General features: G+C 74.6%; 11 protein-coding genes. 1 reads left to right on the top strand and 10 read right to left on the bottom strand.

Annotated features, from left to right (window positions below; all coding sequences use genetic code 11):
• Window positions 1–21 precede the first annotated feature (21 nt).
• The 7 genes from D9C15_RS31140 to D9C15_RS31110 form a co-directional block, all read right to left on the bottom strand.
• Complete coding sequence (locus D9C15_RS31140; protein WP_128003377.1) at window positions 22–2,037, bottom strand: phage tail sheath family protein; 2,016 nt, start codon at window positions 2,035–2,037, stop codon at window positions 22–24.
• 11 nt (window positions 2,038–2,048) lie between these two features.
• Window positions 2,049–2,885: a hypothetical protein gene (locus tag D9C15_RS31135; protein ID WP_128003376.1), complete on the bottom strand. Its 837-nt coding sequence runs from the start codon at window positions 2,883–2,885 to the stop codon at window positions 2,049–2,051.
• On the bottom strand, window positions 2,882–3,490 hold the full coding sequence (locus tag D9C15_RS31130; RefSeq protein ID WP_128003375.1) for a Pvc16 family protein: 609 nt from the start codon (window positions 3,488–3,490) through the stop codon (window positions 2,882–2,884). The genes D9C15_RS31135 and D9C15_RS31130 overlap by 4 nt, the downstream gene beginning before the upstream one ends.
• A 6-nt stretch (window positions 3,491–3,496) precedes the next feature.
• On the bottom strand, window positions 3,497–3,769 hold the full coding sequence (locus D9C15_RS31125) for a hypothetical protein (protein WP_128003374.1): 273 nt from the start codon (window positions 3,767–3,769) through the stop codon (window positions 3,497–3,499).
• A gap of 273 nt (window positions 3,770–4,042) precedes the next feature.
• Complete coding sequence (locus D9C15_RS31120) at window positions 4,043–5,068, bottom strand: sigma 54-interacting transcriptional regulator (RefSeq protein ID WP_205854960.1); 1,026 nt, start codon at window positions 5,066–5,068, stop codon at window positions 4,043–4,045.
• A gap of 99 nt (window positions 5,069–5,167) precedes the next feature.
• Entirely contained in the window at window positions 5,168–6,235 is a 1,068-nt protein-coding gene (locus tag D9C15_RS31115) for a class I SAM-dependent methyltransferase (protein WP_128003373.1), read from the bottom strand.
• 23 nt (window positions 6,236–6,258) lie between these two features.
• A complete protein-coding gene (locus tag D9C15_RS31110; RefSeq protein ID WP_128003372.1) occupies window positions 6,259–7,536 on the bottom strand; it encodes a vanadium-dependent haloperoxidase in 1,278 nt (425 codons plus the stop codon).
• 127 nt (window positions 7,537–7,663) lie between these two features.
• Between D9C15_RS31110 and D9C15_RS31105 the strand changes: the two genes are divergently transcribed.
• A complete protein-coding gene (locus tag D9C15_RS31105; RefSeq protein ID WP_128003371.1) occupies window positions 7,664–8,707 on the top strand; it encodes a GlxA family transcriptional regulator in 1,044 nt (347 codons plus the stop codon).
• Between the two features lie 12 nt (window positions 8,708–8,719).
• Here D9C15_RS31105 and D9C15_RS31100 read toward each other — a convergent pair whose 3' ends face one another.
• From D9C15_RS31100 to D9C15_RS33595, 3 genes are all read right to left on the bottom strand, one after another.
• On the bottom strand, window positions 8,720–9,310 hold the full coding sequence (locus tag D9C15_RS31100; RefSeq protein ID WP_128003370.1) for a hypothetical protein: 591 nt from the start codon (window positions 9,308–9,310) through the stop codon (window positions 8,720–8,722).
• Window positions 9,307–10,755: a caspase family protein gene (locus D9C15_RS31095; protein ID WP_128003369.1), complete on the bottom strand. Its 1,449-nt coding sequence runs from the start codon at window positions 10,753–10,755 to the stop codon at window positions 9,307–9,309. Before D9C15_RS31095 ends, D9C15_RS31100 begins: the two co-directional genes overlap by 4 nt.
• Window positions 10,746–14,572, bottom strand: a 3,827-nt coding sequence (locus D9C15_RS33595; protein ID WP_164886936.1) for a beta strand repeat-containing protein, incomplete at its 5' end; no start/stop codon positions are given. The genes D9C15_RS31095 and D9C15_RS33595, both read right to left, overlap by 10 nt.

Genomic DNA, 14,572 nt, shown 5'->3' with positions numbered 1-14,572 from the left:
CTGGGTTGCAGCGTTGCGGGTTCAGACGCGCCGGTCGGCCGTCCACTGGCCGATGCGGAAGATCACGAACTCGGCCGGCTTCAGCGGCGCCACGCCGATCAGGCAGATCAGGCGGCCGTTGTCGAGGTCGTTCTGCGTCATCGTCGTGCGGTCGCACTTGACGAAGTAGGCCCGCTCGGGCTTGTCGCCCAGCAGCGCGCCGCTCTGCCACTCATTGAGCAGGAAGTCCTCGATCGTGCGGCGCACGTTGGCCCACAGCGCGTCGCCGTTGGGCTCGAACACCGCCCACTGCGTGCCCTTGTCGATCGAGCGCTCGAGGTAAGCGAAGTAGCGCCGCACGTTGAGGTACTTCCACTCCGGGTCGGAGCTGATCGTGCGCGCGCCCCACAGCCGCATGCCGCGGCCCTCGAAGTAGCGGAAGCAGTTGATGCCCTCGGGGTTGAGCACCTCCTGCTGGCCCTTGTTGAGCAGCGTCTCGAAGCCGATCGCCAGGCGCACCACCTCGTTGGCGGGTGCCTTGTGCACGCCGCGCTCGACGTCGTTGCGCGCGCAGATGCCGGCGACGAAGCCCGACGGCGGCAGGTTCAGCTCGCGCTTGCTGACCGGGTCGAGCACGGTGACCCAGGGGTAGTACAGCGCGGCGTGCTTGCTGTCGAGCTTGGCACGCATGCCGCGGATCTCGCTGATCGGCAGGTTGTCGCCGCTGTCCAGCAGCGCGACGCGGTAGCGCATGCGCTCGGCGTGCGCGATCAGGTGGCCGATGATCGCGTTGGCGGTGTTGCGGTTCTCGGTGTACTTCCAGGTCGCGCCGGGGGCGGCGACCATCGAGATGTCCTCCAGGTCCTCGAACTGCTTGAGCCCGAGCGCGTAGCCCAGCCGCGGGTTCGCGTCGCCCTCGACGTCGCCGTCGTCCGGGCGCAGGCCGTCGTTGCCCCCGTCGAGCGGGAACCACGCGCTGATCGCCCCGGCGGTGAGCTTGTCGGCCGCGGTGATGCCGCGCCGCGTGTCGTCGGTGGTCGGCAGCAGGGCGGCGAGCGGGTCGGTGCCGAACAGCGCGGCCACCACGTCGAACGCGGTCGCCGCCACGGCCGGGTCGGCCACCAGCACCAGCGGCAGGCCGCGTGCGTCGGCCAGCGAGGACGGGTGGTTGCCGAAGCGCGCGAACACCGAGTCCGGGCTGCCGCCCAGGCGGTGGCGCGGGTCCAGCGGCAGGCCGGCCCAGGTGCCGAGTTCGCGCGAGCCGTCGCGCGTGAGCAGGCTGATGGCCAGCGTGACGACACGCACCGAGTCGCCGTTGCCGGGCTCGGGGTCGACCTGCAGCGTGTCGATCGAGAAGCGCGTCGCCGAGGGTGGCGAGCCGGTGTCCAGCGGCTCGAACTCCCAGCTGCGCTCGGCCTCGAGGCGGCGCGCGAGGCACAGCTGGCCGGTGTCCGAGGACGACGGCGGGCTCGAGGCCTGGCGCACCCAGACCAGGTCGAGGTCGTTGACCGCGCGCAGCGTGTTGACGGTGCTGCCGTCGACCGGGTCCTCGGCCTGGGCCAGCACGTTCGGGCTGCCGCGCAGCGTGAAGGCGACACGCAGGTTCGCGCAGGCGCCGGGGTGGCGGGCGCGCACGCGCAGGCCCGGCGTGTCGGCCGGGTCGACGCGGGCGTGGCCGTCGGGGTAGTCGCTCGCCGCGGTGGTGACGTCCAGGTCGGCGGTGTCGTCCATCGGCGCGATGTCGGCGTCGTCGAGCCGGTGGAACACACGCGACACGTAGAGCCGCTTGCCGCCTTCGGTGAAGAACGCGCGCACCGCGTGCCACAGGTGGTTCGGCGCGTCCGGCGCGTCGCTGAAGTCGAGCGTCGCGCCCGCGTCGAACGGGTCGTACAGGCGCTCGAAGTCCTGCAGGCTGGTCAGGATGTCCGGGTCCAGCGTCACCGGGCCGAAGCGCGTCGCGCCGATGAAGCCGGTGGTGGTGGTCGACACGCCCTCGATGCTCTTGGCGCGGAACGACACTTCCTCGACGAAGACGCCGGGTGCGAGGTACTCGGGCATGGGGTTCTCCTTCAGTCCGCGACGGTGAGGTAGGAGGCGGTCGCGCCGCGGGCGACCAGCGGGACGCCGGCGCGCAGCACCAGCGGTGCGGGCGGCAGCGGCGGGCTGCCCGCATCCAGCAATGCGGCCGACGGCTGCGCGAGCAGGGACGCCAGCGTCGGCCAGGGCTCGGCCGCGACGGCCGCGCTGCGGAACGCGCGCAGCTCGACGGTCCATTCGAAGCGCTCGCCGGCCTCGGCGGGCGAGACGCCGATCGGCACCTCGCGCGGCCGGGGCAGCGGGAAGACGAGCAGCGCCTGGCCGTCCGCGCCGGCCAGGCCCTCGGCCAGGCGCTGCGTGCCGAGCCACAGCTCGAGGCGCGTCCAGGCGGCCGGCGCGTCGGGGTCGGCGGCGCGGCGCAGCTCGACGCGCAGCGCCTGCAGCGCCGGCGGCAGCGGCCGCGTCGGCGCGCTGTACAGCGGCACGTAGGGCAGCGCGTCGGGCGGCGAGGCCGGCGCGGCGCCGGGGCCGACGCCGAACAGCTCGTCCAGCGGCAGCAGCGGCTCGGCCGCCACCGGCAGGTAGCGGCCCTGCACGTCCTCGATCTCGAGGCGCCAGCGGCCTGGCTCGGCGGGCGACACCACGGCGACCGCGGCGCCGAAGCCGTGCAGGCCGGGCGCCGCGTGCAGCACGAACACGCCGCTGCGGTTGGCGGCGAGCTCGGCGGTCCAGCCGCTGCGCCAGCCGTCGTGCAGCCGCACGCGCAGGCCGTCGGCGACGACGCGCCCGTCGACCGCGTCGCGGCACTGCAGGCCCAGCACGGCATGCCGCACGATGCGGTCGAAGCCGGGCGCCAGGCGCGCGCTCACGGCGCTGCCTCCGGGGCGGCCGGCGGGCCGGCGCGCAGGTCGCGCTCGCGCACCAGGCGGTACTCGGCCTCGTCGAGCTCGGACTCCAGCGCCACCATGCGTGCGCAGTAGCACAGCGGCGTCTGCCAGCGGTTGCGGTACTTGTCCCACAGGCCCAGGTAGTCGGCCAGCGCGGGCGCGTCGAGGACCAGCTCGACCGACTCGTCGGGGCCGAAGGCCGGCGGCACCTGCCGGGTGAGTGCCGCGTTCAGCAGCGCGGCCGGCAGCACCGGGTGGTCGTCGAGGAAGCGCAGCGCCCAGCCGGCCAGGCGCAGCTGGCGCTCGGGCTCGGTGGACCAGGGCGTGACCAGCAGCCACAGGTCCATCGGCAGCGGCGGTCGGCGCATCCGGCCGTCCGGCCCGCGGCGCGGCGGCACGTTGCGCAGCGTGGTGTTGACCGCGAGCCGCCAGACGCCGACCGAGAAGCCCTCGTCGACGCGCGTGCCGTCCGGCCCGGCGTGCAGCACGAACCGCGGTTCGCCGACGAACTCGTCGCGCGGGCAATGGTCCTCGATCAAGGTCAGCACGGTGCGGGCCACGGCGGCGAGCGCGGAAGGGCGGGCCATCGCGCGTCAGTGCGGCAGGTCCGGGCGTCGCGCCGGGCGCGCGCTCCAGGTCACCGGCAGCCAGCCTTCCTGGCTGCGCCGCACGCGGCCCTGGGCCAGCAACTGCTCGAGCGCCTGCTCAACCAGCTCGGGCGGCACCTCGCCGAGCGTGCCCAGCAGCCACCAGCGCCGGATGCCCTCGACCGTGTCGGCCGCATTCGGGTGCTCCGCGAGGTAGCCGCGGATCGCCGACGCAATGGCGTCGACGTCGGGCGCGGGCGCGGGCGCATCGGCAGGCATCGGCAGGCATCCGGCGGCAGGCATCGTTGCAGGCCCTGGGAGCATCGTGCGTGCCAGCCCGGCTCGGTGCCGGGTTTCCCTCGTGCGCACGCGCCGCGGCGCATCGGCACGGGGGCGCCGGCGCCCCGGGGCACACCCGTCCCCGCGCGGCCCGTACCGAGGCACGGGGGAGGGTGGGTCCGGCCCGCCCCGCCTGGGTCCGCCGCGACCCAGGCCCGCGCAGGCCGGCGCCGCCCGCGGCGGCGCGCGGACCGGCGGGTCTCGCCGTCTTGCTCAGGTGCCCGGCAGCGGGCCGGCGCGATGCAGGCCGTGCTTGCGCACCAGCTTGCCGAAGCGGCTGCGCTCCTTGCCGGCGATGCGCGCGGCCAGGCTCAGGTTGCCGCCGGCACGCTGCAGCACGTCGTGCAGATAGCTGCGCTCGAACTCGCGGATCGCCAGCGCCTTGGCGTCGGCGAAGCCGAGATCCGCGAACCGATGCCCGGCCGGCGTGGCGGCCGCGGCCGAGGGCACCGGCACCAGGCCCAGCTCGACCGCGTCGCCGACCTGCAGCAGGAACGCGCGGTGCACCAGGTGCTCGAGCTCGCGCACGTTGCCGGCCCAGGGCCGCGCCTGCTGCAGCGCCTGCACGCTGGCCGGTGTCAGCGCGCGTGGCGCGCTGCGGTACTGGGCGACCAGCCGCAGCACGAACTCGTGCGCCAGCAGCAGCGCGTCGCCGGCGCGTTCACGCAGCGGCGGCAGGGCCACCGCCAGCAGGTTGAGGCGGAACAGCAGGTCCTGGCGGAAGCGCCCGCTGCGCACCAGCGCGTCGAGGTCGGCGTTGGTGGCGGCGACCAGCCGCACGTCGGCATGCTCGATGCGGGCCGCGCCGAGGCGGCGGTAGCTCAGGTCCTGCACGAAGCGCAGGATCGCGGCCTGGGCGCGCGGGCTCAGCGAGTCGACCTCGTCGAAGAACAGCGTGCCGCCCTGCGCCAGCCCGACCAGGCCGGGGCTGTCGGTGCGTGCGTCGGTGAAGGCGCCGCGCGTGTGGCCGAACAGCTCGGCCTCGAGAATGGAATCGGGCAGCGCGCCGCAATTGACCGGCACGAAGGGCCCGCTGCGCCGTGCGCTCAGGTAGTGGATCGCGCGGGCCGCGAGTTCCTTGCCGGTGCCGGTCTCGCCGCACAGCAGCACCGTCGCATCGACCTGCGCGCACTGCTGCAGCAGGGCCAGCGCGGCGCGGAACGGCGCCGAGCGGCCGATCAGGTTCAGCGCCGCCCAATCGGGCGAGCCGCCGCCGGCTGAGGGGGATCTCGTGACCACGGGACGGGAGACCTTACGTGGGCATGGTACCCGGGGGTATCCCTAGTCCACGTCGGTATCGTCACCGCATTGCGCCAGCGCAATCCGCCGGCGTGCTGATCATCGCCGGACCTCGAACACGCGGTTGAACGGCGTCTGCGCCGCCTCGCGGAAATGGCCGAACCCGGCCTGGCGGAACACCTCGGCGAGCCGGCGCGGGCCGGCCTGCGCGCCGAGCACCAGGCGGCCGCCGTCGGCGATCGCATGGGCGCAGCAGATCATCGACGAGGCGGCGTAGTACAGCTGGCCGACCGTCGAGAGGTTGTCCTCGACGCGGTCGTTCGCGAAGGGTTCGACCAGCATCACCGTGCCGCCCGGGGCCAGCGCCTGCGCCGCGTGGCGCGCCGCGGCGACCGGGTCGCCCAGGTCGTGCAGCGTGTCGAAGAAGCAGATCAGGCCGTACTGGCGGTCGGCGTAGTCGGTGGCCCGCGCACGCTCGAAGCCGACCCGGTCGGCCAGGCCGGCCGCCTCGGCGTGGCGGCGCGCCGCGGCGATCGACTCGGCGTGCGTGTCGATGCCGTGGAAGCGCGAGCGCGGGAAGGCCTGCGCCATCAGCAGCGTCGAGTGGCCATGGCCGCAGCCGACGTCGGCCACCGCGATGCCTTGCTCCAGCCGCGCCACGACCCCGTCTAGCGCCGGCAGCCACTGCGGCACCAGGCTCGCCTTGTAGCCGTTGCGGTAGAAGGCCGCCACGCCGCAGGCCATGCGTGCGTCGTGTTCGCCCCAGGCCACGCCGCGGCCGGTGCGGAAGGCCTCGAGCGCCTTCGGTTCGTCGGCCCACATCGAGGCCGGCACGTTCCAGGCATGCGGCACGTGCACCGGGCTGTCCTCGTCGGCCAGCACCAGCGCCTGCTCGGGCGAGAGTTCGTAGGTGTCGCTGACCGCGTGGTAGCCGATGTAGCCGCCGGCCGCCTGCGCGTTGAGCCATTCGCGCACGTAGCGCTCGGCGCAGCCGGCACGCCGCGCGACTTCCTTGGCGCTCAGCGGGCCGGCACCAGCGAGCGCCTGGTACAGCCCGAGCTTGCTGCCCAGGCTGACCATCACGCCGGTGTAGCCGGCCGACAGGTCGGCGATCGCGTGCGCCACGAAGGCGTCCAGCTTCGCCTGGTCGATCACGGGGGTGTCCATGGGGGTCCTCCTTCGTCGCGGGTTCAGTGCAGCGGCGCGAGCGCCCGGGCCACCGCACGGCCGATGCTGCGGCCCTGGTGGCGCCCCTGCTCGATGGCGTGGCGGAAGTGGATGCCGGCGTACAGGCGCGACAGTCCGTTCTCCTCGGCCGCCTGCGCGAAGCCGCTGTAGCGGCGTGTCACGCCGGGCAGCGTCAGGCTGGTCAGCTCGTAGTTCACCCGGTCGCCGAACTGCGCGATCAGCACCTCGGCCGCCGCCCAGCCCAGCACGGTGTGCGTGGACGGGTGGTCGGGCACCGGCGGGGTGTCGAGCAGGGGCCGCCAGGTGGTGTCGGGCGTGGTCTGCGGGTTGCCGTCGTCCGCGGCGGCGTGGATCGCCGTCAGCGGGCGCCAGAAGCGGTGCCGGTACTTGGCCTCGAAGCCGGCGATGAAGCCGTCGGCCATCGCGAAGTGCAGCAGCGCGAAGGTGCGTGCGGCCTGCCAGGCGTCGACACGCCGCTCGCGCAGCACGTTGTTGGCGATGCGGTTCCAGCCGAGCGGCGAATCCTCGTACCAGAAGCGCGCGATCTCGGTCTGCTCGGCGCTGCGCGTGCGGCTCGTGGCCTGGCCGATCGCGCGCACCTCGGCCAGGTCGCGGGCGTAGGCCGCACTGTCCAGGGCCAGCGGGCCCTCGGGCCGGTGCTCGCGCAGCTCGACGACGAAGGGCGTGACGCGGCCCCAGCCGGGCTGCGCGGCGAAGTCGAAGGGCGCGGTGAACTGGTACTCGCCGGCGCCCGCACGCGGCACGAAGGCGGGTTGCGCGGCCTGGTCGGCAGCGTCGTCGCGGCGACGCTTCAGTGTCGCCAGCGCTGCGGCGCGACCGGTCGCCACGCCCGCCGCGCGGGCCGGGTCGTCGCGCAAGCCGAGCAGCGCCTGGCGGTAGGCCGCCTCGACCCGCGCCGACTGCGACGGCAGCAGCTGCAGCAGCACCTCGCGCGCCGCGGCCGCCACCGCCGCATCGGGGCTGGCGCCGGAGGCCGCCGGCAGGCCGGGCGTGTAGGGCGCATAACGCGGTTCGATCGCGTTCAGCGCATCGTGCATGGCGGCGTGCAGGATCGCGAAGCTGCGCGACTGCGCCATCGGGTTGGTGCCCTGGCTCGGCGCGAAGGCCTCGGCCGCCACGCTGTTCCAGTGCACGACGGCGTTGGCGTCGCGCGCGGCCGCGGTCAGCGGGGCCGCCAGCGCGAGCGCCAGACCGGCCAGCGCGGCGCCGCGCGACATGCGGACGACAAAGGCGCGGCGTGAGTGATCATGAAGGTTCATCGGGGTCTTTCTCTCTCGCATGCAGCGGTGTGGAACACGGGCCGTCATGGTCGTCGCCGGGCCCGCGGCGCGGCAGAGCCGGATTCGCCCGAAACCGGTCGGTTCGTGCCAGCGCCAGAATCCGCCCATGCCGCGCTCCCCGCGTTCGCCCCGACCCGCCGCCGGCCCTGCGCCGCGCCATGTGGCGCTGCTGGCGCTGCCCGACGCCGTGGTGTCCACGCTGGCCGGCCTGTACGACGTGATGAATGCGCGCACGGTGCTGAACGGCCCGGACGCGGATGCACCGGGGCCGTTCACGGTCGAGGTGGTGGGCGAGCGGGCCGGGCCGCTGCAGCTCGCCAGCGGCGTGCCGTTCCAGGTGCAGCGTTCGGTCGACGAGGTGCCTGCCACCGACATCGTCATCGTGCCCTCGGTGCTGCTGCGCCGCGGCGCCTGGCCGACCGGGCGCTACCCGCGCCTGGTCGAGTGGCTGCGGCGCATGCACGATCGCGGCGCGCTGCTGTGCTCGGCCTGCTCGGGCATCTTCCTGATCGCCGAGACCGGCCTGTTCGACGGCCGCGACGCGACGGTGCACTTCGCCTACGCGCACGAGTTCGCCGCGGTCCACCCGGCGGTGCGCATCCACCCCGAGCGGGTGCTGGTGGTCTCGGGGAACCGCGAGGAGCTGGTCAGCTCCGGCGCCTCGACCACCTGGCACGACCTGGTGCTGTACCTGATCGCGCGCTTCGCCGGCGCCACCGACGCGCAGGCGATCGCGCGCCTGTACGCGCTGCAGTGGCACCAGGACGGCCTGACGCCCTACATCAGCTTCGAGGGCCGCACGGACCACGGCGATGCCGAGATCCTGGCCGCGCAGCGCTGGCTGGCGACGCACTTCTCGGTGGCGCACCCGGTGGAGGAGATGATCCGGCGCTCCAGCCTGGCCGAGCGCACCTTCAAGCGCCGCTTCACCGCCGCCACCGGTCTGGCGCCGATCGCCTACGTGCAGCGCCTGCGCATCGAGGACGCCAAGCGCCGCCTCGAGCGCACCGAGGCGCCGGTGGACGAGATCGGCTGGCGCGTCGGCTACGAGGACGGCGCCTTCTTCCGCCGCCTGTTCAGGCGCATCACCGGCCTGGCACCCGGCGCCTACCGGCGCCGCTTCCGCATCCCGGACTTCGCGCGGCCCTGAGTCGGCCCGGGCTCAGCGCCCGGTGCAGGCGTAGGCCGAGATGGCGTAGGTGTTGAGAATGGTCTGGCCCGCGAGGCCGCGCTCCAGCGCCGGGCAGCGGGTGGCCGATCCGCGGTACAGCGGCGCCCTCTGCCGCTTGGCGCAGTAGGCCTGGGCCGCCTCGCCGACGTCGCGCAGGCGCACGTACTTGGCCGAGTGCCAGAAGACGATGCTGTCGTCGGCGTGCGAGAGCACCGCCACCAGCGGATGGTTGCTGTCGCTGGGCGCGCGGATCTTGTCGGCCAGGCCGAGGCTGACGAGCGTGGTGTCGATCTTGGTCATGCCCTGCAGCGGCTTGCCCAGCGTCGTGCCGACGCCGATGCCGACGTCGGAGGCGAACTTGGTGATCTTGGCGCGTGCCTCGGGCGACAGGTTCTGGCTGTTCGACAGGTCGTCCTGCGGGTCGCACCAGCGGAACAGCGTGGTCGAGCGCGGGCCGTAGCTGTTCTCGTTCAGGCCCTCGTAGGGCATGCCGATCGGGTTGACCTCGGTGGGCGTGAAGGCCGTGCTGGCACAGCCGGTGAGCAGTGCGGCAGCGAGAAGGACGAGGAGCGGCGACTTCATTTCCGGTAGTGGTCCAGCGTGGGGGGTGGGGTGTAGCCGAGCTCGCGCGAGCGCGCCTCGAACTGGGCCGCCGGCACCGGCTGGCCCTGGCGGCGGTACCAGACCGCGAGTTCGTAGCAGGCGATGCCGTTGCCGAGCGCGGAGGCGTACTGCAGCCAGCCCTCGTAGCGGTTGTCGTCGCGCGGGATGTCGCCGCTGCCGTTGCGGTAGGCGCGCGCGATGCGGGCCGCCGCGTCCTTGTCGCCGCGGGCGGCCTTGTGCCATTCGGCCAGCCAGCCCGGCTGCGTGCTGCGCGGCTGGAATGCGCTGCGGTACAGCCGCACCTGGGGGCTGGCCAGCGCCCGCACCGCGTCCTCGGCGCCGGCCTGCGAGACCTGCGCGCTGCCGGCGCGCGCCGTGCCTGGCCAGCGCGCCTGGTAGGCCTCGGCCAGGCGGGCGATCTCTGCCGGCCACAGGCTCGCCTCGAGCTCGCTCCAGGCGGCCTGCTCGTCGGCGGCGCGCTGCAGCGCCTCCTCCGGCGTCGGCCGCGGCGACAGCCGCACCTTGACCTGGGTGTTCTCGGCGATGAAGGGCACCTGCGCGAACTGTCGGATCACCGGCACCGGGTGGCTCAGCATGGTCTGCTGCACGTCGAGCTTGACCAGGCGGAACAGGTCGGAGAACGACAGCGCGTCGTCGGCCGAGCGCAGCAGCTTGACGAGCGAGGCGGTGTAGAAGGTGTTGTCGGTCTCGCGCGCCGGCGCGATGGCCGGCCGGCCGGCGGCGGTGGAGAAGACGATCAGGCAGCCCGGCGGCGCCTCGACCTGGTTCAGCCCGTCCTGCGCGGCCAGCGCGGCGCGCAGGTCGACGCGGCAGGCGTCGATGACCGTGATCGTCAGCCCGCTGCTGCGGCGCGGCAGCTGCTCGACGATGTCGCGCTGCAGGTGCAGGCTGCCCGACAGCAGCACCTCGGGCCGCGCGTTGGGCGCCACGCCGGCGCCCAGCATCAGGTTCTCGGCGTCGACCTGCAGGCCGTGGCCGGCGAAGTAGAACAACACCGTGGCGTCGGGCGGCGCCGCGCGCGCCTCGGCGGCGAAGGCCTGGATCGTGCGGCGCTGCGCGGCCGGGTCGAGGTCCAGCGCCGTGCTGACGCGGAAGTCGCGCTGCTCGAGCGCCGCGCCCAGGTCGCGCACGTTCTTGTGGATCGGCGGCAGGTCGTGCGGGCTCGGGTACAGGCCGTTGCCCAGCAGCAGCGCCAGGCGCACCGGGGCGGGGGCGTCCGGCGCGATGCGCTGCGCGGCGGCGTCGGGCGCCGGGGCGGGCGGTGCTGCCGGCGCGGGTGGGGGTGGGGGTGGGGGTGCTGGGGCCGGATAGGTCTGCGCCGCGCTCGGCCAGGCGGCCAGCGCGAGCGGCAGGGCGAGCGGCAATCCGAGCAGGAGGCGCCGGCGGTCGTCGATCAGTTGCATTGCAGGCTGTCGGGCTTGACCGGGCAATTCTCCGGCAGCTTGATCGACTCGCGGCCGACGGTCGCGGGCCGGCCCGACCCGACCTCGGCGATCACGCCCGAGCGCAGGCGCGACTTGACGTTCTCGGTGCGCACCGCCTCCTCGAAGCGGGTCTGGCGCGCATCCTCGACCGTGGCGGTGACCGCGGTCAGCGCACCGGTCTCCTGCGGCGTGCGGGGCGCGTCGCCGTTGTAGAAGATGCGCACCTCGGAGGCCTTGCCGGCGCCGTCGTAGAACGGGCGCGGCTCGGGGCCGGCGATCAGGATCACCAGCTCGCTGTCGGCGCCGGCCCCCTTGGGGCGCACGGTCACGAAGCCGCCCTGCTCGGCGCCGATGCGCACCTGGATCGCCCCGTCCGGCGTGCCGTAGCCGGTGCCCGACGCGAGCGCGTCCCGGCCGAGCACCAGCGTCAGCGCCGGCAGCGAGGTCTTCGATCCCTGGCGCGGCTCGAAGGGCAGCCGCGCGCGGATCTGGCCGTCCGGGCCGGTGCTCAGGCGGTCGGTGGTCAGCTTGATCGCGTCGGCCTCCAGGCCGGCCCGGCCGGGATCCGGCGCCCCGGCGGCCGGCGGTGCCCCGGCGACATGGATCTCGCTCGAGTTGATGCGCACGAAGCCGACCAGGATCTCGGGCGCGGCGAAGCGGCCCGGCGAGTTGTCGCCCAGCGGCCCGCTGACCGCGGAGACGCCGCCCAGCAGGCGGTTGCCGGCCTGATCGAGCAGGATCGAGCCGCCGCCGGACGAGCGCAGCACCAGCAGGCTGCCCGCCGCGCTGGACAGGGCCGTGTCCTGGTCCTGCACGATCGTCCCGGTGGCCTCGAACAAGGGCGAGAAGCCGAAGGTCAGCGGGTCGCCCTTGTTCAGGTCCGGGTCGGTGAAGCCGTCCACCTTGTCGGGCACGGCATTCGAGACCAGGCTGAGGGTTCCGCCGGACAGCTGCAGGTCGCCGGCCAGGTGCAGCACCCCGTCGCTCTCGACGCGCCCGCCCTGCGCGAGGGTCAGCCTGCCGAGCGTGATGCCTTCGGCGCTGCGCAGCAGCAGCGTGGTCGCATCCGCCGACACCCGCCCGCCGAAGCGGTTCGCCCGCTGCTCTGCACTGATGCGGGTGCCGCTGAGCTGCAGGTCGTGGGCCACCTGCAGCGGGTCGGCGTAGGTCTGCGCGCCGCTCGTGACGATGCGCTCGGCCCCGATCGTCGTGCTGCCGGCGCTGTCGGTGCTCAGGCTGGCCAGCGGCGTGTCGGTGCCGATCGCGCCGTCGAGCTGCGTGAGGCCGCTGCTGTTCAGCGCCAGGTCGAACGCGCCGTCGACCCGGCCGCCCAGCTGCAGCCCTCCGGTGCCGCTGCGCAGCGTGGTGGCGGCACCGAGCTCCCAGTCGCCGGCACGCACCTGGCCGGTCCCGTCGCCGCGCCCGAACTCGTGGCGCGTGAAGCCGCCGGCACTCGTGATCAGCGCCTGGCTGATCTGCAGGCTGCCGCCGGCGCCGGCGATGCCGATCGTGGTCCCGGCGCTGCGTGGGCGGATGCTCAGCACGCCGTCGCCCTGGATGCTGTCGGCCACCAGGGCGTCGGTGTCGAGCAGCAGGTCGTGCGCGCCGCTGACGGCGCCGGCGACGCGCAGCCGACTCGCATGCAACGCGGTGTCGCCGGACAGGCGCAGCGAGGCACCGAAGTCCTGCGCGCCGGTGGTCGTGATCGAGCCGGCCTCGAGCGCGACGGTGCCGGTGGCGCTGAGGCTCGCCAGCGGCGTCGTGCCGCCCACCACGCCGGCCAGGGTGCTGGTGCCGCTGAAGTCGAGCGTCAGTGCGTGCGCGCCGTCGAGGCGGCCGTCGACGCGCAGCGAGGCCCCGCTCAGGCGCAGGTTGCTGCCCAGGGTCAGGGCGCCGTCGTAGCGCTGCGCGCCGCCGGTCGCGACGCGCCCGCCGGCGAGCGTGGCGGCGCCGGTGACCGTCAGCGCGTGGGCACCCTCGATCGAGCGGCCGAAGTGCAGGGCGCTGCCGGCGAAGGTCGCGTCGGCGTCCAGCACGATCGCGTTGTCCCAGGTCTGCGCGCCGCTCGTGCGCACCGCGCCGCCGACATGGCTGGTGCCGCCGCCCTCGATCACGAGGCGGCTCAGCGCCGTGCCGCTGCCGACGTCGGCGCCGAAGCTCGTGCGCGCCGCCTCCAGCGTCAGCGCCTGCGCGCCGTCGACCGCGCCCGCGAAGTCCAGGGCCGGCCCGGTCAGCACCAGGTCGGTGTCCAGGCGCACCGGGCCGCGGTAGGTCTGCGTGCCGGTGCTGGTGACGTTGCCGCCCAGCGCGACGGGGCCGGTCACCTCGAGGCTCGACACCCCGGTGATGGGCGCGGCCACGCGGATGCTGTCGGCGGCGCTGCCGGCGCTCGCCAGCGAGAGCGCGTGTCCGCGTCCGCCGACCGCACCGTCCAGCGCGATCGTGCCGGCCCCGGCGTCCAGCGCCACGTCGCCGTCCAGCTGCAGCGTGCCGGTGTAGCGCTGCGCACCGCTGCTCGTCACGTCGCCACCCAGCGTGGCCCGGCCGTCGAGCGTCACGCGGGTCAGCCCGCGCAGCGCCGCACCGGTGCGGATCGCGTCGGCCGTGGCCGCGCGGCTCATCACCTGCAGCGCATGCCCGGCCCCGGCGACGCCGCCCTGCAGCGACACGGCCGAGCCGCCCGCGTCCAGCACCACATCGCTGGCCAGCGTCAGCGCGCCGTTCCAGGCCTGCGATCCGGTGCCGATCACGTCGCCGCCGAGGGTGGCCGGGCTCGCCACCGTCAACCCGTTGGCGCCCGTGGCCACGCCCCGCGCGAGCACGATGCGGCCGGCGCCGCTGTCGAGCCGCAGGTCCCGGTCGAGCGTGACGAGGCCGTTCCAGGTCTGGCGGCGGGTGCCGGAGACGTCGGCGCCGAGCGTGGCCGCGCCGGCCACCGTCAGGTCGTTGCCGCCTCCGGCCAGGCCCGCGGCCAGCGTCACCCGCCCGCTCCCGGCGTCGAGCGTCGTGTGGCGGGCCAGCGTGACGGCCGTCGCGTAGGTCTGGTCGGTGGTCGAGCTGACGTTGCCGCCCAGCACGATGCCGGCGCTGCCCACCAGCTCGACCGTGTGCCCGGCGAGCGTGCCTTGCGTCACCAGCCGGCCGCCGCGGGAGGCGAGCCGCAGGTCGGCCGTGCCGGTGTCGATGTCGACGCTGCCGGTGGACGGCAGCGTCAGCACCGTGCCCGCACTCAGCGAGACTGCGTGGTCCGCGGCGGCCTCCAGCGCGCTGACGGTCAAGGCGTTGGCGTCGCTCACGGCGATCGCGCCGCCGCGCAGCGCGATGCTGCCGAAGTCGTTGCCGGCGCGGGTCAGCGTGATGTCGCCACTGCCGGCGTTCAGGCTGGCGGTACCGCGCACCTGCAGGTCGGCGCTCTGCGTGATCGCGCCGCCGGTGTTCAGCGTGAGGCTGGCGGCGTCGGTGGCGCCGAGCTGCAGCGCGTTCGCGTCGCGGATCGAGACCGCGCCGCCTCGGAGCACCGCGACGCGGCCGAAGTCGTTGCCGGTCTGGTCGAGCGTCACCGCATGGTTGCCGGCGTCGATCGTCGTCGTGCCGCCCACCGTCGCGGCGGCGCCCTGCGTGATCGCCCCACCGCTGCTGAGCACCAGGCTGTCCGCGCTCACCGCACCCATCCGCAGCGCGTTGGCATCGCGCAGCGAGACGGCCGCGCCGCTGACGGCGAGTGCGCCGGTGAAGTTGTTGCCGGCGTTGGCCAGCGTGACGTTGCCGGTGCCGGCGTCGATGCTGGAGGCGCCGG

Origin of the sequence: Piscinibacter defluvii (assembly GCF_004011805.1) — a bacterium.
GTDB lineage: Bacteria > Pseudomonadota > Gammaproteobacteria > Burkholderiales > Burkholderiaceae_C > Piscinibacter > Piscinibacter defluvii.
This window is presented reverse-complemented; position numbering and strand designations above follow the sequence as displayed.

Bases quoted from the DNA above. Each gene is read 5' to 3' on its own strand.
- D9C15_RS31140 (WP_128003377.1), bottom strand. From the start codon at position 2,037: ATGCCCGAGTACCTCGCACCCGGCGTCTTCGTCGAGGAAGTGTCGTTC.
- D9C15_RS31105 (WP_128003371.1), top strand. From the start codon at position 7,664: ATGCCGCGCTCCCCGCGTTCGCCCCGACCCGCCGCCGGCCCTGCGCCG.
- D9C15_RS31130 (WP_128003375.1), bottom strand. From the start codon at position 3,490: ATGGCCCGCCCTTCCGCGCTCGCCGCCGTGGCCCGCACCGTGCTGACC.
- D9C15_RS31115 (WP_128003373.1), bottom strand. From the start codon at position 6,235: ATGGACACCCCCGTGATCGACCAGGCGAAGCTGGACGCCTTCGTGGCG.
- D9C15_RS31100 (WP_128003370.1), bottom strand. From the start codon at position 9,310: ATGAAGTCGCCGCTCCTCGTCCTTCTCGCTGCCGCACTGCTCACCGGC.
- D9C15_RS31125 (WP_128003374.1), bottom strand. From the start codon at position 3,769: ATGCCTGCCGATGCGCCCGCGCCCGCGCCCGACGTCGACGCCATTGCG.
- D9C15_RS31095 (WP_128003369.1), bottom strand. From the start codon at position 10,755: ATGCAACTGATCGACGACCGCCGGCGCCTCCTGCTCGGATTGCCGCTC.
- D9C15_RS31110 (WP_128003372.1), bottom strand. From the start codon at position 7,536: ATGAACCTTCATGATCACTCACGCCGCGCCTTTGTCGTCCGCATGTCG.